Here is a 26,875-nt window from a genome sequence, read left to right as displayed (position 1 = left end):
ACTTATAATTAACATCACAGTTGGTTAACGTCTTCTTGAGCGTCTTGGTCTAGAGGATCCTCCAGAATTAGAACCAGAATCTGATCGTCTTGATTTTGATCGATTGTCATCAGATCGTCTTCTCGATCTATTTTCTCCAGAATCACTTCGTCTTGATCGTCTTTCATCGCCTCGTCTTTCTCCACCACGTCTATCATTTCGTTTTCTATCATCTCGTCGTCTACCACGATTTCGCTGTCGTCCACCACCACGATCTGTAGATACTTCTACGTTAACAAAGCGACCATTGTATTTAAAGTCGGTGAAAAAGGCTAAGACTTTCTCTTGGTTAACTTTTTCCGTGTTGAAGAAAGAGAAGCTATCTTTTACATCTACTTTAAAAACATCATCTCTACCTAATTCTAAGACGTCTTTTAAAAAGTCTTTTAGGCTCATCCAATCGTAACCATCTTTACGACCAACATTAATAAAATAACGTGTTGAGTTACCATCTCGTTCACCATCTCTGCTACTGCTATGTTGAGCTTCAACATTAAGATCTTTTGATTTTTGATAGTAATTATAAAACCTAGAAAATTCTACAGAGAAGAACTTTTTAATCAGTTCATCTTTTGAGGTATCTTCAAATAAGTTATTGATATCTTTTAAGTAGTTGTCAATTTCATGATTAATTTCTGTATCATGAACTTTATTAGCTAATGACATCAATTGAACTTGACAAATTTCCATACCATCTGGAACTTCTTTTTGTTCAAATTTCTTTTTTATTCTTCGTTCTATACTTCCAATTTTTCTGAGTTCACTTTTAGAAACAATAACCATAGAAACTCCAGTCTTACCAGCACGACCAGTACGACCAGATCTATGTGTGTATGTTTCTATTTCATCTGGTAACTGATAATTAATAACATGTGTAATGTCATCGACATCAATACCACGTGCAGCAACATCTGTGGCAACAAGCATTTGTATTTGCTTATTTCTGAATGATTTCATGACTAAGTCTCGCTGATTCTGACTTAAATCTCCATGTAACGCACCAGCACTGTAACCATCTTCAATAAGTTTTTCTGCTACTTTTTGCGTATCGCGTTTAGTTCTACAGAAAATAACAGAAAAAATATCTGGATTAGCATCTGATAAACGCTTTAATGCTAAATAACGATCTCTTGCATTGACTAAATAGAACTCATGAGAGACTTGGTCGCTACCAACATTTTTGTGTCCAACTGTAATTTCTGTTGGATTGTGCATAAATTTCTTAGCAATGATGGAAACTTCCTTTGGCATTGTTGCAGAAAATAACCATGTGCTTTTATCTTGTGGTGTATGCGATAATATTTCGGTGATGTCTTCATAAAATCCCATATTTAACATCTCATCTGCTTCGTCTAAAACAGCATATTCTATTTTAGAAATATCTACTAATCTGCGACCAATCATATCTTTCATACGACCTGGAGTTGCCACAATGATTTGTGCTCCTTTTCTGATTTTACTAGCTTGATCTGTAATACTAGCTCCACCATAAATCGCAACTACATTTAAACCTTTACAGTGTTTACCATAATGTTTAAGCTCGTTCGTAATTTGTAAACATAGTTCGCGAGTAGGTGATAAAATTAGTCCTTGTGTTGTACGACTATTAATATCAATTTTTTGAAGCATTGGAAATCCAAATGCTGCAGTTTTCCCTGTACCTGTTTGTGCTAAAGCAACAAGATCCGATTCAGATTCTAATAAAACTGGGATGGCTTTTTCTTGGACTTCACTAGGTGTTTCAAAACCTAAGTCTGTAATAGCTTGTAATAAATTGTCTTGCAAGCCAAGTGATTGGAATGTGTTCATTCTAAGTATAAGTATTCAAATGCATTATGATTGTGTTACATAAGAAGCGCATCGACATACTTAAACCTATACTTCTGGTAACACATCCTCACCCTGAGGAATTCGCGGCAAAGATAGACTTTTTAATTAAATGACTATTTTTATAAAAATTGATCTCAAATTATGCAAATGAAATGCAAGGCCTTATAGACTATTCAAAAAATTAAAAAGCTGTTGTACTGCCTTACCACGATGACCGATTTTGTTTTTTAAGTCTAAATCTATTTCAGCAAATGTTTGAGAATAACCATTTGGTTTAAAAATTGGGTCATATCCAAAGCCTTTATTTCCATGTTTTTCAAAAGTGATTTCACCTTTACAAATCCCAGTAAATTCTAGGTATTTGCCATTAAGATGTAGAGCAATAACCGTTTTAAATTGAGCGTTTCGGTTGTTTTTGTCTCGTAATGCATTAAGAAGTTTGTTCATGTTATCCTCTGCATTGCGCTGCACTCCAGCATAATGCGCAGAGTCTACTCCTGGTTCACCATTTAACGCTATAACTTCTAAACCTGTATCGTCAGCAAAACAATCATAACCATAATTGGTTTTAATATAGTCTGCTTTTTGTTTGGCATTACCTTCAATAGTACCAGTAGTTTCAGGAATATCTTCAAAACAACTAATATCGTTTAGACTAAGTAGTCTTATGTGTTTTGGAATAAGTGATTGAACTTCCTTAAGTTTATTTAGATTATTGGTTGCGAAAACAAGTTGCATTGACTTGGTAGTTATTGTCAAATATAAAATTAAAAAAAGAAGCTGTAAATTTTATTGTAGTCTTATGGTGCAGCTTTTAGATTGTCCAAACCATTTTACACGATTACGAGATGCTGTAATATAAATATAATCACGAAGTATTTTTGGGATAAAGGCTAACAATGCTGCAACGCGTTGCCATTTAGGAATTTTAGAAATAATACGTAAAAAACCATCAGAATGTGTTTTGATGCCTTCTTCATCAATTAAGATTACAGTATCTAAGGATGTTGTTGAGAAACCATGTTCAATTAATAATTTTTGTCCATTGGGCGATTGAAAAGGTATAAAACTAAATGAATCTTGTGGAGCAAATTTTAATAACCAACCAACTACACCATTACACAAATTACATTCGCCATCAAATATTATAATGTCTTTAAGTTCTAGGTTTTTCATGGTCTATTAGTTTTACAAACGTATAGTCGAGATGAATAAAGATTCATTTCATTTTAAGAAAACATACTTTTAATAAGAAGTAATATATTTCTGTATCTTGTTGCTTATTATCAACCAAAGCCTCTTTTATATGCTATCTAAATTTGGTGAGAAATTCACAGATTTGTTTCAAAAATATATGCCAAATGCTTTTGTGTTTGCTTTACTACTAACTATAATAACTGCCATAATAGCTATGGTTTGGCTTAACAACTCTCCAATGGAAGTAATTAAGGGTTGGTATAGTGGTTTTTTTGATTTATTAGCATTTGGAATGCAAATAGTACTAATCATAATTACAGGATTTAGTATAGCATTATCTCCAACTATAAGAAAAGTAATAGATAAGCTTACACAATATATTTGTTCACCAAACCAAGTGTATTTGTTTGTTGTATTTATAGGAGCTTTATTATGTTTAGTAAGTTTTGGCTGGGTTGTAATTACTTGCGTTTTAGCTAGAGAATTAGCTTTACGCGTCAATGGAGTTAACTATCCGTTTCTTATCGCTTGTGTTTATTTTTCCAGTGGGAGCTGGGTTTGCGGCTTATCGAGTTCCATTCCTTTATTATTAAATACAGAGCAAAATTATCTTATTGAAGCTGGTATTTTATCAGAAGTAATACCTACATCATTCACTCTAGGATCGTTATTAAATATAACAATGCTTATTTTAATTTTAGTTGTAGCTCCATTGTTAGTACTATTAATTGCTCCTAAAAATAATAAAGGTAAAGAGCTAAAAGATTTATTAGGTGATTTTTATTCTGTTAAAGATATATCTATAAAAGAAGAAGCCTATAATTATAAGTTACCTGTTAAAGCGGTTTCTGATAGTTTAAATAATAGTTTTATTATACAATTAATAATTGTTGCGATGGGTTTTAGCTACAGTATTTATCATTTTTATGAAAATGGATTCGATTTAAACTTTAACATTATGATTTTTATATTCCTAATGATTGGAATGTTATTACATAAAACGCCAATGCGTTATGGTATTGCTATGAGAAGAGCCAGTACTAATGTATCTGGTGTTTTATATCAATATCCTTTTTATGCAGGTATTATGGGCTTAATGATTTACAGTGGTTTAGGAACAGAATTAGCTCAGATATTCGCCTCTGTTGCAACTATAGATAACTTTCCGTTTTTTGCTTACCTAACTGGTGGTGCCGTAAATTTTGCTATACCTTCTGCTGGTGGAGAGTTTGCTGTGATTGGGCCAAGTATTATTGAAGCTGTTAAGGAACTTGGAGTAGGATTACCAGATGATCAGGTTACTGCTATGATTTCTAGAGCTTCACTTTCTGTTGCCTATGGTGAAAGTTTAAGTAACATGATGCAGCCATTTTTTTTATTACTAGTATTACCAATTATGGGAGCAGGTGTAAAGTTACAAGCCAGAGATATTATGGGCTATTTAGTTGTACCTTTTATAATCTTTTTTATCATTCAATCTTTAATGGTATTGTACGTACCATTATAATATTAACGATGATGATAAGGTTCATTTCTTAATATGGTAAAGCCTCTATATAGTTGCTCAATAAAGAATAAGCGTACCATCTGATGAGAGAAAGTCATTTTAGATAATGATAGTTTACCATCTGATCTTTGGTATAAGGCATCACTAAATCCATAAGGACCACCAATAACAAAGATTAGATTTTTTAAACCAGAATTCATGTGTTTTTGTAGATAGTTTGAAAACGTTATGGAATCAAATTGTTTCCCGTTTTCATCAAGTAAAATGAGTCTATCAGATTTTGAGACCTTTGCTAAGATTTGCTCACCTTCTTTTTGTTTTTGAAGCGCTTCACTTAAATTTTTAGAATTCTTAATATCTGGGATAATTTCAAATTCAAACTTAATATAATGTACCAAGCGCTTTTTATAGTCTTCTATAAGCTTATTAAGCTGTGTATTATCAGTTTTACCTATGGTGAGTAGTGTAATTTGCATATTCAAAGTTACAATTTACAGATTATGATTTTTAATTTTCATAGATCAGAATTCATAAATCTAAAATCGTTTATCGTAAATCAATTTCCTATTTTTACACTAAATATGAATTTTAGATGATATCTCAAGAACAATTCAATATAGAAATTAGTGGCATAATTAGAAACGCTATTAGAGAAGACGTAGGCGATGGCGATCATAGCTCATTAGCTTGTATTCCTGATTCTACACTAGGTAAAGCTAAATTATTAGTTAAGGATGAAGGTGTTATCGCAGGCGTTGAATTTGCAAAACTGGTTTTTAGCTATGTTGACCCAAATATGGATATTGAAACACTTATAGAGGATGGAAGCCATGTAAAATACGGAGATATTGTGTTCTATGTAACTGGTGCTTCGCAGTCTATACTAAAAGCAGAACGTTTAGTGCTCAATGCTATGCAACGTATGAGTGCAATTGCTACTAAAACAAAGACATTTGTAGATCTACTCAAAGGTACAGGTACTAAAATTTTAGATACCAGAAAAACAACACCAGGAATTAGAGCATTAGAAAAATGGGCTGTAAAAATTGGTGGTGGAGAAAATCATAGATTTGCTTTGTATGATATGATAATGCTTAAGGATAATCATATAGACTTTGCAGGTGGTATTACTAAGGCTATTAATTTAACAAAACAATATCTCAAGGATACAAATCGTGATTTGAAAATTATTGTTGAAGCAAGAAATTTAATGGAGATTGAAGAGATTTTAGAAAGTGAAGGTGTCTATAGAATTTTAATTGATAACTTTAATTACGAAGATACTCGTAAAGCTGTAAAGCTTATAGGAAATCAGTGTCTTACTGAGAGTTCAGGAGGTATTAATGAAAATACAGTTAGAAACTACGCTTTGTGTGGTGTTAATTATATTTCTTCTGGTGCATTAACACACTCGGTTTATAATATGGATTTGAGCCTTAAAGCGGTAGATTAATTCTTTTTAAATGTCTGATTCTTTAAAACCAAAACTCGAAAAAATCCCAGTAGTTAATTTACTGATTAAATTTTTGAGTTCTATAAAACTGCCTGGTTTTGAAGGATTATCTATTTATGATCTTTTTGAAATATACATTATAGGCATAGTTAAAGGAGCACTTACAGCTAGAGCAGGAGCCATAGCTTTTAGTTTTTTTATGGCATTGTTTCCTTTTTTATTATTTATACTTATTGTTATTCCGTATGTACCAATAGATGGATTTAGAACTGAATTTTTATCGTTTTTAGAATCAGTTTTACCACCAAATACTTCAGATTTCTTTTTCAAAAATATTTTCGAGAATATTAATACAGGACGAGGCGGACTACTATCATCGATATTTTTATTGTCTATGTTTTTAATGGCTAATGGTGTAAATGCTGTGTTTTCTGGTTTCGAAAATTCGTATCACGAACAAATAACAAGACATTTTTTAAGGCAATACATCTATGCCCTTGGTGTAGCATTAATTTTAGCTTTATTATTAATTATCACAGTTGCGGTTTTAGGTTATGTAGAGCTTTACGTTATTGATAACTTAATAGAGGTTCAAGAATCAGATTCCTCAAAACGAGATTTTTGGTTTAAAGTGGCTAAATATCTCTTTTTTATTATAATGACTTATTTGGCTACAGCCACGTTATACTATTTTGGCACCAAGGAAGGTAGAGATTCCAGGTTTTTCTCCGTTGGTGCTTTACTAACAACCTTGCTTATTATTTTAACATCATACTTGTTTGGTGTTTATATCGAAAACTTTTCGCAATATAATGAGTTGTATGGATCCATTGGTGCTTTATTAATTTTAATGTTTTATTTATGGCTTAACGCTAATATTTTATTATTAGGTTACGAACTAAATGCGTCATTAAATCGTTTAAAGAAAAACATAAAGTTATAATGAAGATTATAAGTACATACTTCTTCCTTATTTGTGCTTTATCTCTTTCAGGACAATCTATTTTTGGCCATTGGAAAACTATTGATGATAAAACAGGTGAAGCTAAATCTATTGTGGAAATTTATGAAGACGAGGGTAAAGTCTTTGGGAAAATTATTGAGATATTAAACCCTAAAAATAAAAATGCCCTTTGTAAAAAATGTGAAGGTGAAGATTTTAATAAGCCTATTCTTGGATTAGTTATTATTAAGGATATGACTAAAGATGGTGATTACTATAAAAAAGGAACCATCTTTGATCCACAGGAAGGAAAAGAATATAAGTGTCGATTATTAGTAACTAAGAACCCTGATGTATTGCAAGTAAGAGGTTATATTGCTTTTTTCTATGCCACCCAATATTGGCAGCGTGTTAAGTCTTAGGCTCACATAAATACAAACTTAATTGTAGCTAGCATAGCTATAAATCCAACAAATGCAAGAAGAATCCATAAACTGCCTTTGTAATATTTTCTATGAAGATTTAAATCTTTTCGATAGGCATAAATCATTATTCCTATAAATACAATAGCAAATAAAATTCCAAAAGTTATCTGTCCTTGAGTGAACATATTTCGTTATTTTTAAGCCACAAATTTACAACTTAAATTACTAACATAAATTTAATTTCATGCAAGATAAAATCAATGCTGTTAAAGCATTTCATACTGCTTTTAAGATAGGTTATAAAGATACTCCAAAAGCAGACTTAGGTCTGGATAAGAATATGCTTCGATATAAACTTATGCGAGAGGAAAATGAAGAATATTTAGAAGCTGCCAATGACAATGATTTAGTTGAGGTTGCAGATGCTTTGGGTGATATGCTATACATTTTGTGTGGAACTATTATTGAGCATGGTTTACAGCATAAGATTGAAGAAGTTTTTGAAGAGATTCAGCGTAGTAATATGAGTAAGTTAGGAGAGGATGGTGAACCTATCTACAGAGAGGATGGTAAGGTTTTAAAAGGACCAAATTATTTTAAGCCTAATATTGCATCTATTTTGGAAAACTAATCATATTATTTGGTTGCTTTTAACACATTCATAAAACCTTAATTTGCTTTACATCCTTAGAGTTTGTTATCTTTTTATCGAAAAAAATAAACACTTTATCGGATATTTTCTTGTTTAAGACAAACGGTTAGACTATATTCGCTTCCTATTTCATTTAAACCCAAATTAAAATGAAACGTTTACTTAACCTACCAAAGCTACTTTTTGTAGCTACTCTTTTTTTGATCTCCTGTTCTACGGAACCAGTTGAAACTAATACAATATTATATAGCGATACAGCTATACCTCCTCCAATTTGTGATAACGAGGATCCAACAGCTAAGATTACTAACAATAGTAATATTGTTGTAGATATGCAAATCTATGATGAAAATGGTGTGCTAATAAACCATGCTTATGGAGTACCAGTTGGTGGTGAATCTGGCTGGTTATCTTTTAGTTCTGGTATAGTTTCTATTGTAATTTCTAATGTCAATAGCTCTAAGGCAGTAGAGTTAGATATGGGTTTATGTATGACCTATCATGTCACAATAGATGAGAACAATCAGTTAGATACTGATATACCTATTCAGCTTTAGAACAAACTACAACGATTCTTTCGTCTTTAATATTTGTAGTGAAAAATAAATATATTTTGCCTCCATCTTTAAAGTGAAAACGTTTTTTAAGAACTGCAACAGATTCAGGAAAATTACGCGTAGCTATGTTAACCATACTCATTTTTTCATATTTAAGACGCTTTTTGTTGAAAGGTAACACCTTATCAATTTTAAAACGTCTACCTGGAAAATTAATAAGTGTATTACTAGTATATAAATGGGTATGAGGGTGTAATTTTTCTAAGTTATATTTTAAGCCAATAGCCTTAAATGCGCCAGCTTTTAATATAGATACATTTGGCTCATATAAAAATAGTTGAGGTTCTGCAAATTCTGCTTGAGCCTTTTTTTCATCCTTAAACTCAAAATTAAATAATTGAGGTACTCCAGATGTTATATTAATTGTTTTAATAAGAATTCCAGTTTTCACCTCTTTTTTAAGTACCCAAAGTAATTCTTTAACCTCATTATTTACAGCAACAATATGTATTTCTGCGACTGTTCTAAGTTCCTTGATACCGATAGATAAGTCTAAAAGAGGTGATGTTTTAATGAGTAAGCTATCAGTATACTTAAAAAGTGTGTCAAGGTGTTCAGGAACATTTGGCAAGCAATCAGAGAGAAAGAAAACTTTGCCTTTTTTATCATGTCGTCTAGAAGGATCAATATACATATAATCGAACTTCCTATTTTCCTCTTGTAAATAGTCTAACCCATTTTTTGGAATACAAGTAACGTTTTGCCGATTTAAGACTTCAAAATTATATTTTGCTATAGCCGAAAGTTCAGTATTAATTTCACAATGAGTAACCTGTTTAAAACGTTTACTGAAATGGTATGAATCTACACCAAAACCTCCTGTGAGATCAATAATTGATTGTCCAGAAGTAATTTTAGATTTATATTCTGCAGTAGCTTCAGATGAAGTTTGCTCTATGTTAAGCTTATCAGGATAATAAATATTTGCTGTATTAAACCAAGTAGGAAGTTTTTTTTGACATCGTTTTTTTGCTTCAATTTGCGTTACAACAGCTTTTGTAGAGACGTTTTTAAATTTTGTTCCTTTTAAAAGAAGTTTAGTGATATCTGAATTCAGATTATCATCAATAAAGTTTTGAACTTCTTTATGTAATAGTGCAGAATTCAAATTATTATTAGAGTCCTTTCGTTAATTTTTTAACGATTTTATTTTCTGAAAGAAACTCTTTCAAAATTACTTTTATAGCAGTATAACAAGGTACTGCTACAACCATTCCTACAATACCAAATATAATTCCTGCAATAATAATAATTAAAAAGATTTCTAAAGGATGTGATTTTACACTTTTAGAGAATATTATAGGTTGGCTAAAGAAATTGTCTATTAACTGGGCAATTACAAAACCTATCATTACATATGAGGTTTTTGGTAGTATAACTGTATTAAAACTTTCACCAAGATTACTAGACATAGTTAATACAAGCATAAGTATTGCACTAACTAGAGGACCAACATAAGGGATAAGGTTTAATAAAGCGCATAAAAAAGCTATGACGATAGCATTCTTAATACCAAAAATGAGGAGAATAATGGTGTATAAAACAAATAAAATTAGAATTTGAAATATTAAACCAACAAAGTATCTGGATAATAAGTCTTTAATTTTATTACTGGAATCTCTCCATCTGCTTTCGTTACCTTTTGGGACTAAAGTAATCATACCATTCTCAAAAAGTCTACTGTCTTTTAAAAAGAAAAATGAAATAAAAATTACGGAGAACAAACCAACTCCAAAGCTACCAATTCCACTTACTACCGAATTTAAAAAATTGGGTATAGCACCATAATCTAATTTAGAAAGTAAGTTAGAGTCTTTTAATTTTTGTTCAATATCAATTTGATTAACTTCAAAATAAAGTGCTATTTCTCTATATAACTTTTCAACATTGTCTTGAAGCTGTTCAATATTTAAAAGAGATAGATTTTGCCCTTGTTCAGCAATAAGTGGAATAAATAAACCAATTACTCCTACAATTATACCAACAAGTAATAGCATGGTAATTACAACTGCAATAGTGTTATTAAATTTTAGCTTGCGTCTCAGAAAAAGTACTATTGGTCTACCAATTAATGATATAACTGCAGCTATGGCAATATAAATAATTACAGCTTGTATTTTGAATAAAAAGTAAAGGATAAGTGCAATAGCAATTAAAATACCTAAGGCTCTTAAAATACCACTGGCTATAATTTTTGAATTCATTGTATAAAGATATAAAATAGAACTACATGAGTTGTTTGGTGATTTCGTAAAGTGCAATATTTGTTGCCTGGACAACATTCATACTACTATTTTGTCCATACATTTCTATATGAATTATTAGGTCGCATAATTTTAAAACAGGCTCAGAAATACCAAAATTTTCATCACCAACAACTAAGGTAATGGGTTTAGATAGCTTAAGTTGAAGTTTATGTATAGTTTGACTATTTTCCGTTAACTCTAATGCAATACTAAAATTATCTTTAGATTTTAATTCAGATATAACATCCAAAGCATTTTTCTTAATCTCATAGTTTACAGATTTTTCAGTTGCTCTAGATGTTTTCTTCATTTTCCTTCCAAGAGGAATATGTTCTCCACAGAGTATAAGTTTTTCAATACCAAAAGCATCAGCTATTCTAAACAAACTACCAATATTAGCTGAATTGGTAACATTATCACACACTAAAGTTATTGGAAATTTTTGAGGCTTAAATTTTGAAGAATAATGGTCGAGTTGAATCATTATTAGAAATTAATATGATATCTGCAATTATGCTTTTCTAAACCATTAGGAAAGCAATTGAATCCTGAATAAACTTCAATATTGCAAATTCCAGTACTATAAGTATGATCATTAATATCTTGCATAGTTTGGAATAAAAAAGCGAACGTTAACAGAGAAGCTGTAACCTTAAATTTTAAGCTAAATTTTTTCATAAAGATTAATTTTCAAAAGCATACTTTACAATATTAGCTCCCATTTTCAAGGCTTTTTCTCTAACATCTTCTGGGTCGTTATGTACCTCAGGATCTTCCCAACCATCACCTAAATCGCTTTCGTAGGTAAAGAGCAACAGTAATCTGTCGTTTTCAAAAATACCAAAAGCTTGTGGCTGCTTACCATCATGCTCGTGGATTTTTGGCAACCCATTAGAAAATGGAAATGCTGAACTAAATATGGGATGATTTGCAGGGAGCTCTAATAGCTCTTTATTTGGAAACACCTTTTTAAGCTCTTTCTCAATATAAGGTTGCATACCATAGTTATCATCTATATGTAAAAAACCTCCAGAAAGCAGATAGTTTCTTAAATTTTCTGCATCTTCTTCACTAAAAAATACGTTACCATGACCTGTCATATGTAACAACGGAAACTGAAAAATATCAATACTTCCAACCTCAACGGTTTGTGGTTTTGGATTCATTTGTGTATTTATGTTTTCATTACAATACACAATTAAATTTGGTAATGCCGTTGGATTACTATACCAATCTCCTCCACCTTTGTATTTTACAATAGCCAAGTCTTGAGCACTAACTATAAAGGATGTTAAAGTTATACTAAGTAGTAACAGTCTTGTAAGCATCTGTTTAGATTTCGTACTAAATATCATAATTCAAAAATAATAAAGATTGCAATGAGGAACATGCTTTTAACGCTTTTTATGATACCTATAGTGCTTACAGCCCAACATAAATCTGTGGTAGTCCTGGAATTATTTACCTCTCAAGGTTGCTCAAGTTGTCCACCTGCCGATCAATTGTTAGATATAGTCAGCGAAAATGAACATGTCATTGGCTTGAGTTATCATGTTGATTATTGGAATTATATTGGATGGAAAGACCCATTTAGTAAAGTTGAATACAGTAATAAGCAACGTACTTATGGCACTAAATTTAACAGCAGTTCTATTTATACACCACAAGTAGTCGTTAATGGTAAGGAACATTTTGTTGGATCTAATACAGCAATAATGAAAAGAAAACTTGATGAATATTTAGACAAGGAATCTATGCAAATTATTACTATAAATTCAACCCAAAGAAATAACAATCAAGTAACTTTTAATTATGATATTTCTGGGAGTATTGATAATACAACATTGAGTGTAATTTTAGTTTTAGATGAAAAGACAACAAAAGTTAATCGTGGTGAAAATAGAAAAAGAACCTTAAAAAATTCTAATATAGTTATTGTTGAAAACCAGTTTAAAATCAACCAGAGTCAAGGTGAAGGATCTGTGCTTATTCCTGAATTCATTGATAGTTCTGATAAGATGTCTTTAGTTTTAATAACTAGGAATAATAAATTAGATGTTATTGGAGCCTCAAAACTTAGTTTATAATTGGTTTGCTAGAGCAACGCAGTGGCTAACCACAATGGCTGCGGTTTCTGTACGCAGTCTATTGTGTCCTAATATTACTGGACTATAGTTGTAATCTAGAGCCGTTTTAATTTCTGTTGTAGAAAAATCCCCTTCAGGACCAATAAGAACTGTAATTTTCTGTTTGGGCTTAATTTGAGATTTCAAAGATTTACGTTCAGAGTCTTCACAATGTGCAATAAAACGTAGATCATCTTTATTAGTGTCTAAAAATTTTTTAAAAGAAATAGCATCATTTAGTTTTGGTAAATGATATTGCAAAGACTGTTTCATTGCAGACTGAATAATTTTCTCAAACCGCTCTTTTTTTAAGATTTTTCGTTCAGAATTATCACACAGTATAGGTGTTATTTCATGAATTCCAATTTCAGTGGCTTTTTCTAAAAACCACTCATAACGATCGTTCATTTTAGTTGGAGCCACTGCGAGATGTAAATAATAGTCTTTTGGTTTATGATATTCTGCCTTATTAATTTTAGCAATACAGCGTTTAATATCATTGCTTATAATAACAGCTTCAAATAGCCAACCTTTGCCATTAGTAATACATAAAATATCACCATTTTTTTTTCTAAGTGCCTTTGCAATGTGTCTGCTTTCTTCTTTAGAAAAAGTAATATCTGTTGAATCTTTGACTAAATCAGTATTAAAAAATAGTTGCATTACTTTTTCGTTTCGGTAAGTCTAAGCACTTTAATTTCTTCAATAAGTCTTGGATTTTCAGTTTTAAGCACAACAAAATAGCCATTTTGTTCAGGCATGTCTACAGTAAAAATAAGTTCGTCAGTAGCTTTAATTTTTTCCTCAAAATCAGCATTTAGATCACCATTAGTCAACCAACCCAAATCACCACCAGTTTTGGCACTTTGATCCATAGAATATAGTCTCGCTAGATCTTTAAATTTATAGCCTTCGTTATATCTATAGAGAACAGTAGATCTTATTTTGTTGATCTCTTCCATAGATTTTTTGGTACCATCTAAATAAATAATACTCAGTTTAAAATATGGTGTTGCTGTTTTTTCAATAACTTTATAATACGTATTAGAAAAGTCGTTTTTATAGACTTTTTTCCCGCCTTTACTTAGTTTAAATAATTCTTCAGCTAAGCTAGTATTGTGTTTAGCTTTATTAAAGGTGATGATTTTTCCTTTATGACTTTTATTGTCTTTTATAAAGCTAGAGGCTTCCTCAGAAGTTTTAATGGAATCTAATTCGCGTTCTAAATTGTTTTGAGATTGGGCAAAAAAAGGGAGGCAAAAAAGGAAAACTGCGTAATATATTTTCATAAGTAATTACAAAAGTTAGTTTGTAAAACAAATGAACATAAAATTGAAACCTTATTTCATAATACTTTAATGTGTTATTAACAGAAGTTTCAACAACTGTTTTTTTATGATGACCATTTTAAGGTTTATCGATGCTTAGTAAACAATAAATATCAAAATCTATGCTTAGGTCTATACTTTCACTTTTAGTTCTATTATTTTTTAATTCTAAAATTCAATCTCAATCCTTGGATTGGGCTGGTCAATTCTCTTCAGAAGATGGCGTTGATTTTGCAGATATGTATATTGATAATCATGGTAATATTTATCACTTTGGTACTTTAGCTAATGTTGGTAGCGCAGGAACTGCAGATTTTAATCCAGGTTCAGGTGTATTTAATTTAACAGGATTTTCTTATGTTACAAAATTAGATGAATTAGGCAATTTTATCTGGGCTAAAACTTTTGATGGTTTCAGTCCAGAGCATTTAGTGGTTGATAGTTTTGATAATGTTATTTTAGGGTTTAGTCTCAATGGAACTGTAGATTTAGATCCTGGACCAGATGTGCAAAACTTCACTGCAAACGGAACTAATGATATTGTTATTGTTAAATTAGATTCTGAGGGTAATTTTGTAGAGGCTAATCAAATTGGTGGTTCTAATTTAGATACAGTTAACGCTATATCCATTGATGATGATGGATCAATTTACGCCACAGGCTTATTTTCTGAAACTGTAGATTTTAATCCAAATGTTGGTACTGCTAATTTAACTGTCTTTGGAAGTCGTGATATATATGTGTTAAAGTTAGATAGTAACCTAGAATTTGTTTGGGTTAAGCAATTTGGAGGAACGGGTTTTGACTACAGTGACTTTTTAGTAATAGATGATAATGGAGGTATCTATTTTGCAGGAGAATTTTCGGGTGTTGCTGATTTTGATCCAGCAAGCGGTACTACTAACTTAACTTCTCAAGGAAGTCTTGATATTTTTCTTTGCAAATTAGATACTTCAGGTAATTTATTATGGGCTGGGAATCTTGGTAGTGATGACTTTCAGGTGCCTTATGATCTTCAGATAGACAATAATGGTAGTGTTTATTTATCTGGTTCTTTTACTGGAACTGGTGATTTTGATCCAAGTTCTGCAATATCTAACTTAACTTCTACAGGTACACAAGATGTATTTATAACTAAAATAACAGAAGATACAGGATCATTAGTTTGGGCAAGACGATTAGGAGGTAATGGTTCCACCAACTCGCCATCTTTAAAAATAGACAATCAAGGAAATGTTTTTACGGCTGGTGGATTCTCAGGAACCACGGATTTTGACCCAAGTTCTGAGGTGCTTGAATTAGAATCAACAGATTTTGTAGATTTTGATATTTTTATTAGTATGCTAGATGCTGGCGGCAATTACCAATGCGCAAAGGTTATTAATGCGCCAGCTACACAATTACCTTATGAATTATTACCGACAAACTCTGGCAAGTTATTGATGTCTGGAATATTTGAAGGTACAGTAGATTTTGATCCAGGGCCAGATATTACCAATTTAACCAATATTGGTAATTCTGCACCACTCTCAAATAATGAAGCTGACGTATTTATAGTACAGTTAAGTATAGAAGCTTGTCCTAATCTTAGTATTACTGAAAACAATTTTGAAGATATGATTTCCATCTATCCCAATCCTGTAAAAAATTTATTAACGATAGATTTAAAGCAGTTGCAAACAAAAGTAGATTTGAGAGTTTTAGATTTAGGTGGAAGAGAAGTCTTATCAAAATCCTTACTTCAAACAGATAAAATTCTTTTGCCAACAGATATGTCAGCAGGTATTTACCTTCTTGAAATTGAAATTGAAGGATATAAAGAGATATTTAAAATTTTGAAGGACTAATTTCAGATTAAATTTTAAGTCTAGCAGAAGCCATAACATCATGCATTGCAAAATCGTTTTCTAAATATTTTAAATAACCAACAATAGCTATCATGGCAGCGTTGTCTGTGGTGTATTCAAACTTTGGAATGTAAGTGGTCCAACCAAATTTTTGCTCACCAGATTTTAAAGCTTCGCGTATTCCGGAATTTGCCGAAACACCACCTCCAATAGCAATATGTTTTATCCCAGTATCTTTAGACGCAAGCTTTAACTTATCCATGAGTATACCAATAATGGTGTACTGAATAGATGCACAGATGTCGTTAAGATTTTCTTTTACAAAATTAGGATTCGCTTTAGTTTCGCGCTGAATAAAATACAATATCGCAGTTTTTAGTCCAGAGAAACTAAAATTTAAGCCCTCTACTTTTGGTTTAGTAAATTTAAATGCCTTAGGATTGCCTAGTTTAGCACGTTTGTCTATTTCTGGTCCAGCAGGATATCCTAAGCCTAGAATTTTACCACTTTTATCAAAAGCTTCACCAACAGCATCGTCAATAGTTTCACCAATAACGTTCATGTCAAAATAGGAGTTCACTTTTACGATTTGCGTATGTCCTCCAGAAATGGTCATAGCTAAAAATGGGAATTCAGGTTTTTTATAGTCTTTTTCTTCAATAAAATGTGCTAAAATATGGGCTTGCATATGGTTAACATCAATAAGTGGAATATCTAATCCATAAGCCAAAGACTTAGCAAAGGAGGTGCCTACAAGCAAAGAGCCCATTAAACCAGGTCCTCTGGTAAAAGAAACTGCGTTAAGTTGCGATTTGTCAATACCAGCTTTTACAAGGGCTTGATGCACTACTGGTACTATATTCTGCTGGTGTGCTCTAGAGGCTAATTCTGGTACTACACCACCATAATCTGTATGTATGGTTTGGTTAGCCACAACATTACTTAACTGCTTTCCGTTACATAACACAGCTGCAGCAGTATCATCACAAGAAGATTCAATTCCGAGGATGTAAATATTTTCTGAAGACATTAGAGTTATTTAGGCACAATAATTGTTAATTTTGATTGCAGTAAAAACGTCTAGTCGTAATTGTTTTTACGTACATACAAAAGTAGGATTTTAACTTGATAGTTCTTACACATCAATGCGCATCAAAAAAGTACTAAAAATAACATCGAAAATAATTGGCATCATTCTGTTGCTCTTTGTTATTCTGGTTCTTGTTCTTTCCATACCTTCTGTACAAACCAAATTAGGTAAATATGCTACTAAAAGACTTAATGAGGATTTTGGAACTAATATAAACATTGGCAAAGTTGGCTTACAATTTAATGGCGATGTTGAGCTTAAAGGTATTTACATTGAGGATTATAAAAAAGATACCTTAATAGCTATACAAGAGTTAAATACCTCTATAATAAGCTTTAAAAAATTATATGATGGTAAGCTCAATTTTGGTGATGTAGATATTGAAGGACTGCTTTTAAATATAAAAACTTACAAAGGTGCTGAGGATACTAACCTCGATATTTTTGTAGCTCGTTTTGATGAAGATGAGCCTACAGATGAGCCAAGTGGTTTTTTACTTTCTACAAGTGATATCTCTATTTATGATAGTGAGTTTAGACTTTCTGATGAGAATAAAGAGAAGATGGAAATTTTGGAATTTACTGATCTCAATATCAACGCTACTAATTTTTTAATAAATGGACCAGACGTTAGTGCACGTATTAATAGATTATCTTTTTTAGATCGTCGTGGTTTACGAGTTAAAAATATGATTACAGATTTCACTTATTCAAGAAGTCAAATGAATTTTCAGAATTTAAATGTTAAGACTGAAAAATCAAACCTTAATGGTTCTATCTCTTTTGATTACAAGCGCGAAGATTTAAAAGATTTTACAGATAAGGTTAATGTTACAGCTAATTTTAGTGATTCTTCGGTACAATTAGATGATTTGAATGTATTCTACAACGAATTTGGCGCTAATCAAAATGCCAAGTTAAGTGTTCATCTTTCAGGGACTCTTAATAATCTAAAAGCAGATAAACTTCAACTAAATTCTGGAAATCAAACAAAAATATATGGTGATATTCTCTTTATAAACTTATTTAATAGTGAAGCCAATAATTTTTCTATGGATGGTAGATTTAGAAATTTATCCTCTAATTACTATGATTTAAGAGCTTTATTACCTAATATTTTAGGAGAATCTATACCATCAATATTTGCAAAATTAGGCAGCTTCAAAATCACTGGAGATTCTTATATAACTGATTCTACAATTGATGCTGATATTAATATCGATACCGAATTAGGATTTATTGATTCAGATTTACAGATGACTAAAATCGATGATATAGATAATGCAGATTATAAGGGAACACTATTGTTTCGTGAATTTGATTTGGGACCAATTGCAAATGATGAGAAAGTTGGGAAAACATCTTTTGACTTAGAAGTTGATGGAAAAGGATTTACATTAGAAACGTTAGATACTAAAATTACAGGAGAAGTATTTGAGTTAGCTTATAACAATTATTTATACAGAAATATCAATGTTGAAGGTAAGCTAGGCGATAGAGTCTTTGATGGTATTTTAATTGCTGATGACAATAATTTAAAACTTAATTTTAATGGTTTAGTAGATTTTTCTAACGATATAAAGACTTACGACTTTAAGGCAGAAGTTGCTTTGGCTAACCTTAAAACTTTAAATTTTGTAACAAGAGATAGTGTCTCTGTTTTTAGAGGAAAAGTAGATATGTCTATGAAAGGATCTTCAATCGAAGATGCCATTGGAGTAGTTAATGTAAAAAATACAATCTATAAGAATCAAGACGAAAATTATTTTTTTCAAGATTTTACAGTAACATCAGATTTTACAGATAAAGACAGAATCGTTACTATTAATTCGCCAGATATTATTAGTGGTTTTATTAAAGGTAATTTTAAGTTTGATGATATCCAAAAACTAACAGAAAACTCAATTGGCAGTATTTTTACAAATTACAGTCCGCATGATCTTGAAGATAATCAATACTTAGATTTTGATTTTAAGATTTACAGTAAAATAGTTACTGTGTTTTTTAAAGATTTAAAGTTAAGCGAGAATACAACCATAAAAGGAAGAATAGAAACAGACGCCAAGCGTTTTAAGCTCAGTTTTGATGCACCACAAGTAAATTTTAGAGATTATTTTGCAGAAGAAATTACTATGAATGTTGATAATAGTAATCCTGTTTACAACACTTATATTGCTATGGATTCTATTGGTTCTAAGCACTATAATATTTCAGATTTTAATTTTATAAACAGAACAGTTAGAGATACTTTGTTTGTTAATTCAGAATTTAAAGGTGGTAAATTTAACGATGATACTTTCGATCTAAATTTATTCTACACAATCAACGAAGACAATAAATTTGTTGTTGGTTTTAAACGCTCAGATATTCAATTTAAAGGGTATGATTGGCAAATTAATTCAAACAGAAATAAACTTAATAAAGTAACGTTTGATAAAGATTTAAAAGACTTCTACATAGATGATTTAGTGATGAGTCATTATGATGAAGATATGACGCTTTCTGGCGAAATTATAGGTAATACAAATAAAAATCTAAATCTAGATTTTAATGACATTGATCTTGTAAAGATAACTCCTCCAATAGATAGTTTAGCCTTGGCAGGAAGCATTAATGGAAATATAAAGCTTTTACAACGCGAAGGCAATTATGTGCCTAGCTCAGATATTAATATTGAAAACTTGGAGCTTAACAGGTATAACTTAGGTAATTTAAAAGCCAAACTTTCAGGTCAGCAATCTCTAACGAATTACCTCGTAGATATAACTTTAGAAAATGATGGGTTAACAACTTTAAATGCGCAAGGAGATATTAATTTTGATGCAAAGAGGCCATCTGTTAATGTAGCTGTAGATTTTGAAGAGTTTCTCCTAGATCCTCTAAATCCTTTAGGTGAAGGTGTCATTAATAATATACGAGGTGTAGTTTCGGGTAATGCAGACATAACTGGTAATCTAAATAGACCAGATATTAATGGACAGTTATTATTGGACAGAGCAGGTTTATCTATTCCTTACTTAAACGTAGATTATAGTTTTGATTTTGATTCTAAAGTTAACCTAAGAAAGCAAGAGTTTGTATTTGATAATGTAGTTATGACAGATTCTGAATACTTTTCTAGAGGTTTACTCAATGGTAATATCAGTCATAACAACCTTTCAGATTGGGAGCTTGGCTTAGAATTATCAACTGAACGAATGTTGGTTCTTAGTACAGATGAGACTGAAGATGCACTGTACTACGGAACCGGATTTGTAAGTGGTAAAGCCGATATTTTTGGACCAACTGATCAGTTAAAAATAGAGTTTGAAGGTGCAACAGAAAAAGGGACAGTTTTTAATATTCCTTTAAACGATTCTGAATCCTTTGGTGATAACTCTTACATTCATTTTTTAAGTCCAGAAGAAAAAGTAGCACGTTATAAAGGTGAAGTTGTCAGGGAAACTGAAATAAAAGGTTTAGAATTGTTTTTTGATTTGAATGTTAATCAAAATGCAGAGATAGAAATTGTAATTGATAAAAATTCAGGAAGCACTATAAAAGGAAAAGGTGAAGGCAACTTACTGTTCGATATTAATACTAATGGTAAGTTCAATATGTATGGAACTTTTGCGGTATTTCAAGGAAGTTATAACTTTAGATATGGTGCTTTGGTACAAAAAGAGTTTCAGGTAAAACCAGGAGGAACCATTGATTGGGAAGGAGAACCTTTTGATGCTCTTATTAACCTACAAGCTATCTATACCACTAATACTAACCCTTCAGTATTGCTAGATAATCCTATAAATAGAAGTATTCCAGTTGAATTGCAAATTAATTTAACAGGAGAATTAGAACAGCCAGAACCAGATTTCACGTTCAATTTTCCAAATGTAAACTCTACGATAAAGTCTGAGCTTAATTATAGACTAACATCTAAAGAGGATAGAGACAATCAAGCTTTATATCTTTTAACAACAGGTTCTTTTGCAAGAGGCTTAGATGATCTTAATTTATCAGGAACTATTGCAGAACGTCTTAATGGAATTATTGGGAATATATTAGGTGATCAAGACGATCAATTAAAGTTAGGTGTTAACTACGAAATAGGACAAAATAGTCCAGATGTGCAAACCGACGATAGAGTAGGTTTAACTTTAGAAACCAAAATTTCAGAAAAGGTTGTTATTAATGGTAAAGTAGGTGTGCCTATTGGTGGTGCAACACAATCTGTTATAGCTGGTGATGTTCAGATAGATTGGTTGCTAAATGATGATGGTACTTTACGAGCTCAGTTCTTTAATAGAGAAAATACCATCAGAAATTTTGGTGAGGAGATTGGTTATACTCAAGGTATAGGTTTATCTTACAATGTAGAGTTTGATACTTTTAGAGAACTTATTCAAATTATATTTTCTGGTAAAAATAAAACCAAGGAGAAACAAAAAGAGAAACCCAAAGAAAATACTAAAGAAAGTGATTTTCCTGACTTCATAAATGTTAAGAAAAAAGACTCAACATCTCAAAATTAATGAGCTATATGCCTAGGTTTTCAGAATAGTTATTAACGAAAACGTTTGAATTTTATACCTAACGTTAAATTAATTGCAAACGCTTCAAGTTTCTTTATTTTGTTTAGTAATTTTACTTTTCAAACATTAAAAACATGTCAAAAGACATTAAAAAAATAGGTGTAATGACATCTGGAGGTGATGCTCCAGGAATGAATGCAGCCATAAGAGCAGTAGTTAGAGCTTGTGCTTATTACGATATTAAATGCCTAGGTTTTTATAGAGGTTACCAAGGAATCATTGAAAATGATTATGAAGAAATGTCGCCTCGAAGTGTAAAAAATATCATCAATAAAGGCGGTACAATATTAAAATCGGCTCGTTCTAAAGATTTCAGAACTAAAGAAGGTCGACAAAAAGCCTATGACAATCTAAAAGAAGCTAAAGTTGATGCTTTAGTGCTTATTGGTGGTGATGGAACGTTTACAGGTGGACTTATTTTTAGCCAGGAATACGATATTCCTGTGGTTGGTATTCCAGGAACCATTGATAATGACATTAGAGGAACTCAATTTACAATAGGCTATGATACCGCTTTAAATACTGTGGTTGAAGCAGTAGATAAAATTAGAGATACTGCCAGCTCACATAACAGACTTTTCTTTATTGAAGTCATGGGAAGAGATGCAGGATTTATTGCATTAAATAGTGGTGTTGGAGCAGGAGCAGAAGAAATCCTTATTCCAGAAGAAAACATTGGTTTGGATACGCTTTTGGAGTCATTGAAACGAAGTAGAAGATCAGGCAAAACATCTAGTATTGTTATTGTAGCTGAAGGTGATAAAACTGGTGAGAATGTTTTTGAACTTGCAGAAGAAGTTGGGAAACGTCTACCAGAATATGAAGCTAAAGTGACTGTTATTGGTCATTTACAACGTGGTGGAAGCCCAAGTTGTTTTGATCGTGTATTAGCTAGTAGATTAGGAGTAAAAGCTATAGAATTTTTGCTAGATGGTAAGCGAGATATTATGGTAGGAATAGAAAATAACATAATTACTGCTTCTGATATTGATGCCATTAAAACAGGGCATCATGATATAAATAGAGAATTACTTAGAATTTCGGACATACTGTCCATATAACAATTAAGAATTTAATTAAGATAAAAATTAATATGTCGAACTTAAAATTAGGAATTAACGGATTTGGTAGAATAGGTAGAATTGTATTTAGAGCTACTGTAAAACGTGCTGATGTAGATGTTGTAGCTATTAACGATTTACTAGATGTGGAACACTTAGCGTATTTATTAGAATACGATTCTGTTCATGGAAGATTTGATGGTACTATCGAGGTAAAAGATGGTCATTTAGTCGTTGACGGAAAAACAATTAGAGTTACAGCTGAACGTGATCCTAAAAATCTAAAATGGGATGAAGTTGGAACTGATGTTGTTGCAGAGTGTACAGGTATTTTTACCACACTAGATACAGCACAATACCATATTGATGCTGGTGCTAAAAAAGTAGTTATCTCTGCACCAAGTAAAGATGCTCCAATGTTTGTTATGGGAGTTAACCATAAAAAAGCAACTGCAAGCCAAACTATCGTATCTAACGCATCTTGTACAACCAATTGTTTAGCTCCAGTAGCTAAAGTTTTAGACGACAATTTTGGTATTGAAGAAGCATTAATGACGACCATTCATGCATCAACAGCTACACAATTAACTGTAGATGGACCATCTCGTAAAAATTATAGACTAGGACGATCAGCAATTATGAATATCATTCCTTCCACAACAGGTGCTGCCAAGGCTGTAGGTAAAGTAATTCCACATTTAAATGGTAAACTTACAGGAATGGCTTTTAGAGTTCCTACAGCAGATGTATCTGTAGTAGATTTAACTGTAAGAACACAAAAAGAAACCTCTTATGATGAGATTAAAAAAGTATTTAAAACTGCAGCTGATGGTGAGTTAAAAGGTATTTTAGGATATACAGATGAAGCAGTAGTATCACAAGATTTTGTGAGCGACACTAGAACAAGTATTTTTGATGCTGGAGCAGGAATTGAGTTAAACTCAAAATTCTTTAAAATCGTAGCTTGGTACGATAATGAGTTTGCTTATTCCAATAAACTTGTAGATCTAGCTCAGTACGTAAATAACTTATAATAGATAATACATGCACTAACAATTCCGTAGTTTCAGAATTTTAACTGCGGAATTTTTATTTTTTAGCTTATGATACTTATAGTCGATAGTGGTTCTACAAAATGCGATTGGATGGCAATCGATATGCAAGGGAATCAGTTAGAAGAAAAAATTAGAACAAAAGGACTAAATCCTGCTATTCTATCCGAGAAAAAACTCAAAAAAATAATACGAAAAAGTAAAGAGCTAAAAACATATTTTAATAGTGCTAAACATATTTTCTTCTATGGTGCAGGCTGTGGAACAGAAAATCCAAGACTTATCCTAAAGGGAATTCTTCAAGAATATTTCCCTAATGCTGAGGTTGAAGTACAAGAGGATACTATGGCTGCTGTAAGAGCAACGATTAATACAAGTGATGAAGCTGCTGTAGTTTGTATCATGGGAACAGGTTCTAACTGTAGTTATTACGATGGTGAAAAACTTCATCAGCGTGTAGTCTCTTTAGGCTACACTTTAATGGACGAAGCCAGTGGTAATCATTATGGTAAAATGCTCATAAGAGATTATTATTTTAATCATATGCCAGGTGATATAAGAGCTGCTTTTGGCCATAAGTTTAATTTAGATGCAGATTTTGTAAAGTATAATTTATACAAACTAACAAATCCTAATGCCTATCTTGCAAGTTTTGCAGAGTTTATGTTTTTAAATAAAGACAGCGATTATATAGTAGAACTTATTAAAAAAGGATTTAGAGATTTTGTTCAGAATATGATTTTACAATACAAAGAAGAAATTAAAACGGTTCCTGTTCATTTTGCTGGTTCTATTGCTTTCTTTTCAAAAGAAGAGATCAAAGCTGTTGCTAAAGAATTTGGGTTTACCGTTGGTAATTTTGAGCGTCGACCTATTGAAGGGCTTGTAAAATATCATGTCGATAATTTAAAGTAACCTTAATTGTTATAAAACTCAGGCGTTTTATTTGCAACGCATATTACCTTCTTGTATTTTAGGGCTTCTAAATATTATATTATGAAATTAGTAGTCCAATCGCTTTTAATTATTGGTTGTTTAATCCTCTTCAATTGTAAAGAAGAGCAAACTTCTAAAGCGCTATCTGAAGATACTATTGCTTATGTAGATGAACCTCATTCTTTTGCTAAACCTAATGAGGCTGCAATTACTCATTTAGATTTAGAGATTTCTGTAGACTTTGATCGTAGTGTTATCTCAGGTACAGCAACCTATACTATTGATAATAAAAACTCAGAAACTCTTGTTTTAGACAGTAAGTTCTTAAGTATAAAAGAAGCTAAAGCAGATGGTGTTAAAACCTCATTTAAATTGGGTGAACATCATGAGCAACTTGGTCAAGCCTTAGGTATAGATATAAAACCAACTACTAGAACAGTTTCGATAACTTACGAAACTACATCACAAACAGAGGCACTACAATGGTTAAGTCCGCAACAAACAGCAGATAAGACTAATCCTTTTTTATTTACACAAGGTCAAGCAATATTGACACGTACTTGGATTCCTATTCAAGATAGTCCTCAACTTCGTATTACCTATAATGCAAAGGTTAAAGTACCACCAGGTTTAATGGCTGTTATGAGTGCCGAAAATCCTAAAGAACGCATCAAAGATGGTCTGTATAGTTTTAATATGGCACAACCTATTTCACCTTATTTAATGGCTTTAGCTGTTGGTGATTTTGATTACAAAGCTGTAAGTAGTAGAACAGGTGTTTATGCAGAACCATCTTTATTAGACAAAGTTCAAAACGAGTTTTCTGATATGGAGAAAATGGTTGCTGCTGCAGAGGCTTTATATGGTACTTACGCTTGGGATCAGTTTGATGTTATAGTGCTTCCACCAAGCTTTCCTTTTGGAGGCATGGAAAATCCAAGACTTACCTTTGCTACACCAACTGTTGTTGCAGGTGATAAAAGTTTAACGTCACTGATTGCGCATGAGTTAGCACATTCATGGTCTGGTAATTTAGTAACAAATGCTACATGGAATGATTTCTGGTTAAATGAAGGATTTACAGTCTATTTTGAAATGCGAATCATGGAAGCTCTCTACGGAAAAGATCGTGCTAATATGTTAGCTTTAATAAGCAGGCAAGATTTAGAGGAAGAGTTAGAAGGGTTTAAAAATAATCCAGAGGCTACAATGCTTAAATTAGATTTAGAGGGTAAAAACCCAGATGATGGTATGAATAGTATTGCATACGACAAAGGTTACTTGTTTTTAAGAACTTTAGAGGAAACTGTTGGCAGAGATAGGTTTGATAATTTTCTAAAAAACTACTTTACTACTCATGCATTTAAAACCATGACAACAGAGCGGTTTGTTAATTATTTAAACGAGCATCTTTTAGAGCCTAATGCTATTAACTTTAACACCAACGAATGGATTTACAATTCAGGAATCCCAGAAAATCAATCGATCATAAGATCAGATAAGTTCTCAGCAGTTGAAGGACTATTAGAAACATTTATTAAGACAAATGCTATTGATGCCGAAATAACCCAAGATTGGACACCACAAGAATGGGTTCATTTTATAAGAAATTTTCCTATTGAGATGACTATTGAGCAGTTTGCGGCTTTAGATAATACATTTAATTTAACTAACTCAACCAATTCTTACATTGCTATGGTTTGGTATGAACAGTCTGTAAAACATAATTACAGAGGTAATGATATAGATAATACCATTACTGAATTTTTAAATAGAGTAGGTCGACGTTGGTATGTATCTACGATTTTTAAGGCTTTCAAAAATGCTGATCGTGTAGATGAAGCTCTAGAGATTTATAAAAAATCTAGATCTAATTACCATTCAGTTACGGTAAACACTATTGATGCTATGTTGGGTTATTCTGAGTAGACTAAATCAATAAATATAAAAGCTATT

25 protein-coding genes are annotated in these 26,875 nt (G+C 31.7%); 13 read left to right on the top strand and 12 right to left on the bottom strand.

The features are described 5' to 3' along the window. Positions 1-24: 24 nt before the first annotated feature. From RM697_RS11085 to RM697_RS11075, 3 genes are all read right to left on the bottom strand, one after another. Complete coding sequence (locus tag RM697_RS11085; protein ID WP_311427964.1) at positions 25-1,848, bottom strand: DEAD/DEAH box helicase; 1,824 nt, start codon at positions 1,846-1,848, stop codon at positions 25-27. Positions 1,849-2,031: 183 nt separating this feature from the next. After that, complete coding sequence (locus tag RM697_RS11080; protein WP_311427963.1) at positions 2,032-2,607, bottom strand: non-canonical purine NTP diphosphatase; 576 nt, start codon at positions 2,605-2,607, stop codon at positions 2,032-2,034. Positions 2,608-2,658: 51 nt separating this feature from the next. Next, a complete protein-coding gene (locus RM697_RS11075; protein ID WP_311427962.1) occupies positions 2,659-3,045 on the bottom strand; it encodes a thiol-disulfide oxidoreductase DCC family protein in 387 nt (128 codons plus the stop codon). A 130-nt stretch (positions 3,046-3,175) separates the two neighbouring features. Between RM697_RS11075 and RM697_RS11070 the strand changes: the two genes are divergently transcribed. After that, positions 3,176-4,573 carry a short-chain fatty acid transporter gene (locus RM697_RS11070; RefSeq protein ID WP_311427961.1) on the top strand — a complete coding sequence of 466 codons (1,398 nt, stop codon included), beginning with the start codon at positions 3,176-3,178 and terminating at the stop codon, positions 4,571-4,573. Between the two features lie 2 nt (positions 4,574-4,575). Here the strand turns inward: RM697_RS11070 and rlmH are convergent, their stop codons facing one another. Next, positions 4,576-5,049, bottom strand: a complete 474-nt coding sequence (gene rlmH / locus RM697_RS11065) for a 23S rRNA (pseudouridine(1915)-N(3))-methyltransferase RlmH (RefSeq protein ID WP_311427960.1) — start codon at positions 5,047-5,049, stop codon at positions 4,576-4,578. Between the two features lie 116 nt (positions 5,050-5,165). On the opposite strand from rlmH, the gene nadC reads away from it, so the two are divergent. From nadC to RM697_RS11050, 3 genes are read left to right on the top strand one after another with little or no spacing between them, the layout of a single operon-like run. Further along, a complete protein-coding gene (gene nadC, locus RM697_RS11060; protein WP_311427959.1) occupies positions 5,166-6,026 on the top strand; it encodes a carboxylating nicotinate-nucleotide diphosphorylase in 861 nt (286 codons plus the stop codon). A 10-nt stretch (positions 6,027-6,036) separates the two neighbouring features. Further along, a complete protein-coding gene (locus tag RM697_RS11055; protein WP_311427958.1) occupies positions 6,037-6,969 on the top strand; it encodes a YihY/virulence factor BrkB family protein in 933 nt (310 codons plus the stop codon). Further along, positions 6,969-7,391, top strand: coding sequence for a DUF2147 domain-containing protein (locus tag RM697_RS11050; protein WP_311427957.1), 423 nt, complete (start codon positions 6,969-6,971; stop codon positions 7,389-7,391). Before RM697_RS11055 ends, RM697_RS11050 begins: the two co-directional genes overlap by 1 nt. A gap of 2 nt (positions 7,392-7,393) precedes the next feature. Here the strand turns inward: RM697_RS11050 and RM697_RS11045 are convergent, their stop codons facing one another. After that, a complete protein-coding gene (locus tag RM697_RS11045; protein ID WP_311427956.1) occupies positions 7,394-7,579 on the bottom strand; it encodes a hypothetical protein in 186 nt (61 codons plus the stop codon). Positions 7,580-7,638: 59 nt separating this feature from the next. Between RM697_RS11045 and RM697_RS11040 the strand changes: the two genes are divergently transcribed. Together RM697_RS11040 and RM697_RS11035 are read left to right on the top strand one after the other, a co-directional pair. After that, entirely contained in the window at positions 7,639-8,025 is a 387-nt protein-coding gene (locus RM697_RS11040) for a nucleoside triphosphate pyrophosphohydrolase family protein (protein ID WP_311427955.1), read from the top strand. Positions 8,026-8,195: 170 nt separating this feature from the next. Beyond that, complete coding sequence (locus RM697_RS11035) at positions 8,196-8,603, top strand: hypothetical protein (protein ID WP_311427954.1); 408 nt, start codon at positions 8,196-8,198, stop codon at positions 8,601-8,603. Here the strand turns inward: RM697_RS11035 and RM697_RS11030 are convergent. From RM697_RS11030 to RM697_RS11015, 4 genes are all read right to left on the bottom strand, one after another. Continuing rightward, complete coding sequence (locus RM697_RS11030) at positions 8,590-9,771, bottom strand: class I SAM-dependent methyltransferase (protein ID WP_311427953.1); 1,182 nt, start codon at positions 9,769-9,771, stop codon at positions 8,590-8,592. The genes RM697_RS11035 and RM697_RS11030 overlap by 14 nt on opposite strands. A 7-nt stretch (positions 9,772-9,778) precedes the next feature. Further along, the gene (locus RM697_RS11025; protein ID WP_311427952.1) at positions 9,779-10,867 is read right to left on the bottom strand and encodes an AI-2E family transporter; all 1,089 of its coding nucleotides are present in this window, start codon (positions 10,865-10,867) and stop codon (positions 9,779-9,781) included. Between the two features lie 22 nt (positions 10,868-10,889). After that, complete coding sequence (locus RM697_RS11020; RefSeq protein ID WP_311427951.1) at positions 10,890-11,393, bottom strand: TrmH family RNA methyltransferase; 504 nt, start codon at positions 11,391-11,393, stop codon at positions 10,890-10,892. A 199-nt stretch (positions 11,394-11,592) separates the two neighbouring features. Continuing rightward, positions 11,593-12,237, bottom strand: a complete 645-nt coding sequence (locus RM697_RS11015) for a DUF4159 domain-containing protein (RefSeq protein WP_311427950.1) — start codon at positions 12,235-12,237, stop codon at positions 11,593-11,595. Positions 12,238-12,315: 78 nt separating this feature from the next. Here RM697_RS11015 and RM697_RS11010 point away from each other — a divergent pair, with 78 nt between their 5' ends. Next, the gene (locus tag RM697_RS11010; protein WP_311427949.1) at positions 12,316-12,996 is read left to right on the top strand and encodes a DUF1223 domain-containing protein; all 681 of its coding nucleotides are present in this window, start codon (positions 12,316-12,318) and stop codon (positions 12,994-12,996) included. Here the strand turns inward: RM697_RS11010 and RM697_RS11005 are convergent. Together RM697_RS11005 and RM697_RS11000 are read right to left on the bottom strand one after the other, a co-directional pair. After that, a complete protein-coding gene (locus tag RM697_RS11005) occupies positions 12,991-13,698 on the bottom strand; it encodes a 16S rRNA (uracil(1498)-N(3))-methyltransferase (RefSeq protein ID WP_311427948.1) in 708 nt (235 codons plus the stop codon). The genes RM697_RS11010 and RM697_RS11005 overlap by 6 nt on opposite strands. Next, entirely contained in the window at positions 13,698-14,324 is a 627-nt protein-coding gene (locus RM697_RS11000; RefSeq protein WP_311427947.1) for a peptidylprolyl isomerase, read from the bottom strand. The genes RM697_RS11005 and RM697_RS11000 overlap by 1 nt, the downstream gene beginning before the upstream one ends. A 161-nt stretch (positions 14,325-14,485) precedes the next feature. Between RM697_RS11000 and RM697_RS10995 the strand changes: the two genes are divergently transcribed. Beyond that, a complete protein-coding gene (locus RM697_RS10995) occupies positions 14,486-16,210 on the top strand; it encodes a T9SS type A sorting domain-containing protein (protein ID WP_311427946.1) in 1,725 nt (574 codons plus the stop codon). Between the two features lie 7 nt (positions 16,211-16,217). On the opposite strand, the gene tsaD is transcribed toward RM697_RS10995, so the two are convergent. Then, positions 16,218-17,240 carry a tRNA (adenosine(37)-N6)-threonylcarbamoyltransferase complex transferase subunit TsaD gene (tsaD, locus tag RM697_RS10990; protein WP_311427945.1) on the bottom strand — a complete coding sequence of 341 codons (1,023 nt, stop codon included), beginning with the start codon at positions 17,238-17,240 and terminating at the stop codon, positions 16,218-16,220. Positions 17,241-17,355: 115 nt separating this feature from the next. Here tsaD and RM697_RS10985 point away from each other — a divergent pair, with 115 nt between their 5' ends. The 5 genes from RM697_RS10985 to RM697_RS10965 all read left to right on the top strand — a co-directional run bounded on the left by RM697_RS10985 (position 17,356) and on the right by RM697_RS10965 (position 26,848). Beyond that, positions 17,356-21,810, top strand: a complete 4,455-nt coding sequence (locus RM697_RS10985) for a translocation/assembly module TamB domain-containing protein (protein WP_311427944.1) — start codon at positions 17,356-17,358, stop codon at positions 21,808-21,810. A 134-nt stretch (positions 21,811-21,944) separates the two neighbouring features. Beyond that, a complete protein-coding gene (gene pfkA, locus RM697_RS10980) occupies positions 21,945-22,931 on the top strand; it encodes a 6-phosphofructokinase (RefSeq protein ID WP_311427943.1) in 987 nt (328 codons plus the stop codon). Positions 22,932-22,963: 32 nt separating this feature from the next. Beyond that, on the top strand, positions 22,964-23,965 hold the full coding sequence (gene gap, locus RM697_RS10975; protein WP_311427942.1) for a type I glyceraldehyde-3-phosphate dehydrogenase: 1,002 nt from the start codon (positions 22,964-22,966) through the stop codon (positions 23,963-23,965). Between the two features lie 69 nt (positions 23,966-24,034). After that, positions 24,035-24,898: an N-acetylglucosamine kinase gene (locus RM697_RS10970; protein WP_311427941.1), complete on the top strand. Its 864-nt coding sequence runs from the start codon at positions 24,035-24,037 to the stop codon at positions 24,896-24,898. 81 nt (positions 24,899-24,979) lie between these two features. Beyond that, the gene (locus RM697_RS10965) at positions 24,980-26,848 is read left to right on the top strand and encodes a M1 family metallopeptidase (RefSeq protein ID WP_311427940.1); all 1,869 of its coding nucleotides are present in this window, start codon (positions 24,980-24,982) and stop codon (positions 26,846-26,848) included. Positions 26,849-26,875 lie beyond the last annotated feature (27 nt).

Origin of the sequence: Microcosmobacter mediterraneus (assembly GCF_031846265.1) — a bacterium.
Taxonomy (GTDB): domain Bacteria; phylum Bacteroidota; class Bacteroidia; order Flavobacteriales; family Flavobacteriaceae; genus Microcosmobacter; species Microcosmobacter mediterraneus.
The sequence above is the reverse complement of the archived record's forward strand: the minus strand, read 5'-3'. Positions and strand labels throughout refer to the sequence as shown.

What these genes read in the sequence shown, in the direction of transcription:
- nadC (WP_311427959.1), top strand. Translation starts at nt 5,166, where the DNA reads ATGATATCTCAAGAACAATTCAATATAGAAATTAGTGGCATAATTAGA.
- RM697_RS11015 (WP_311427950.1), bottom strand. Translation starts at nt 12,237, where the DNA reads ATGCTTACAAGACTGTTACTACTTAGTATAACTTTAACATCCTTTATA.
- RM697_RS10985 (WP_311427944.1), top strand. Translation starts at nt 17,356, where the DNA reads ATGCGCATCAAAAAAGTACTAAAAATAACATCGAAAATAATTGGCATC.
- RM697_RS11055 (WP_311427958.1), top strand. Translation starts at nt 6,037, where the DNA reads ATGTCTGATTCTTTAAAACCAAAACTCGAAAAAATCCCAGTAGTTAAT.
- RM697_RS10965 (WP_311427940.1), top strand. Translation starts at nt 24,980, where the DNA reads ATGAAATTAGTAGTCCAATCGCTTTTAATTATTGGTTGTTTAATCCTC.
- RM697_RS11040 (WP_311427955.1), top strand. Translation starts at nt 7,639, where the DNA reads ATGCAAGATAAAATCAATGCTGTTAAAGCATTTCATACTGCTTTTAAG.
- RM697_RS11020 (WP_311427951.1), bottom strand. Translation starts at nt 11,393, where the DNA reads ATGATTCAACTCGACCATTATTCTTCAAAATTTAAGCCTCAAAAATTT.
- RM697_RS11080 (WP_311427963.1), bottom strand. Translation starts at nt 2,607, where the DNA reads ATGCAACTTGTTTTCGCAACCAATAATCTAAATAAACTTAAGGAAGTT.
- RM697_RS11070 (WP_311427961.1), top strand. Translation starts at nt 3,176, where the DNA reads ATGCTATCTAAATTTGGTGAGAAATTCACAGATTTGTTTCAAAAATAT.
- RM697_RS11035 (WP_311427954.1), top strand. Translation starts at nt 8,196, where the DNA reads ATGAAACGTTTACTTAACCTACCAAAGCTACTTTTTGTAGCTACTCTT.
- RM697_RS11050 (WP_311427957.1), top strand. Translation starts at nt 6,969, where the DNA reads ATGAAGATTATAAGTACATACTTCTTCCTTATTTGTGCTTTATCTCTT.
- RM697_RS11005 (WP_311427948.1), bottom strand. Translation starts at nt 13,698, where the DNA reads ATGCAACTATTTTTTAATACTGATTTAGTCAAAGATTCAACAGATATT.
- RM697_RS11010 (WP_311427949.1), top strand. Translation starts at nt 12,316, where the DNA reads ATGATACCTATAGTGCTTACAGCCCAACATAAATCTGTGGTAGTCCTG.
- tsaD (WP_311427945.1), bottom strand. Translation starts at nt 17,240, where the DNA reads ATGTCTTCAGAAAATATTTACATCCTCGGAATTGAATCTTCTTGTGAT.
- gap (WP_311427942.1), top strand. Translation starts at nt 22,964, where the DNA reads ATGTCGAACTTAAAATTAGGAATTAACGGATTTGGTAGAATAGGTAGA.
- pfkA (WP_311427943.1), top strand. Translation starts at nt 21,945, where the DNA reads ATGTCAAAAGACATTAAAAAAATAGGTGTAATGACATCTGGAGGTGAT.
- RM697_RS10970 (WP_311427941.1), top strand. Translation starts at nt 24,035, where the DNA reads ATGATACTTATAGTCGATAGTGGTTCTACAAAATGCGATTGGATGGCA.
- RM697_RS11075 (WP_311427962.1), bottom strand. Translation starts at nt 3,045, where the DNA reads ATGAAAAACCTAGAACTTAAAGACATTATAATATTTGATGGCGAATGT.
- RM697_RS11045 (WP_311427956.1), bottom strand. Translation starts at nt 7,579, where the DNA reads ATGTTCACTCAAGGACAGATAACTTTTGGAATTTTATTTGCTATTGTA.
- RM697_RS11025 (WP_311427952.1), bottom strand. Translation starts at nt 10,867, where the DNA reads ATGAATTCAAAAATTATAGCCAGTGGTATTTTAAGAGCCTTAGGTATT.
- RM697_RS11000 (WP_311427947.1), bottom strand. Translation starts at nt 14,324, where the DNA reads ATGAAAATATATTACGCAGTTTTCCTTTTTTGCCTCCCTTTTTTTGCC.
- RM697_RS10995 (WP_311427946.1), top strand. Translation starts at nt 14,486, where the DNA reads ATGCTTAGGTCTATACTTTCACTTTTAGTTCTATTATTTTTTAATTCT.
- rlmH (WP_311427960.1), bottom strand. Translation starts at nt 5,049, where the DNA reads ATGCAAATTACACTACTCACCATAGGTAAAACTGATAATACACAGCTT.
- RM697_RS11085 (WP_311427964.1), bottom strand. Translation starts at nt 1,848, where the DNA reads ATGAACACATTCCAATCACTTGGCTTGCAAGACAATTTATTACAAGCT.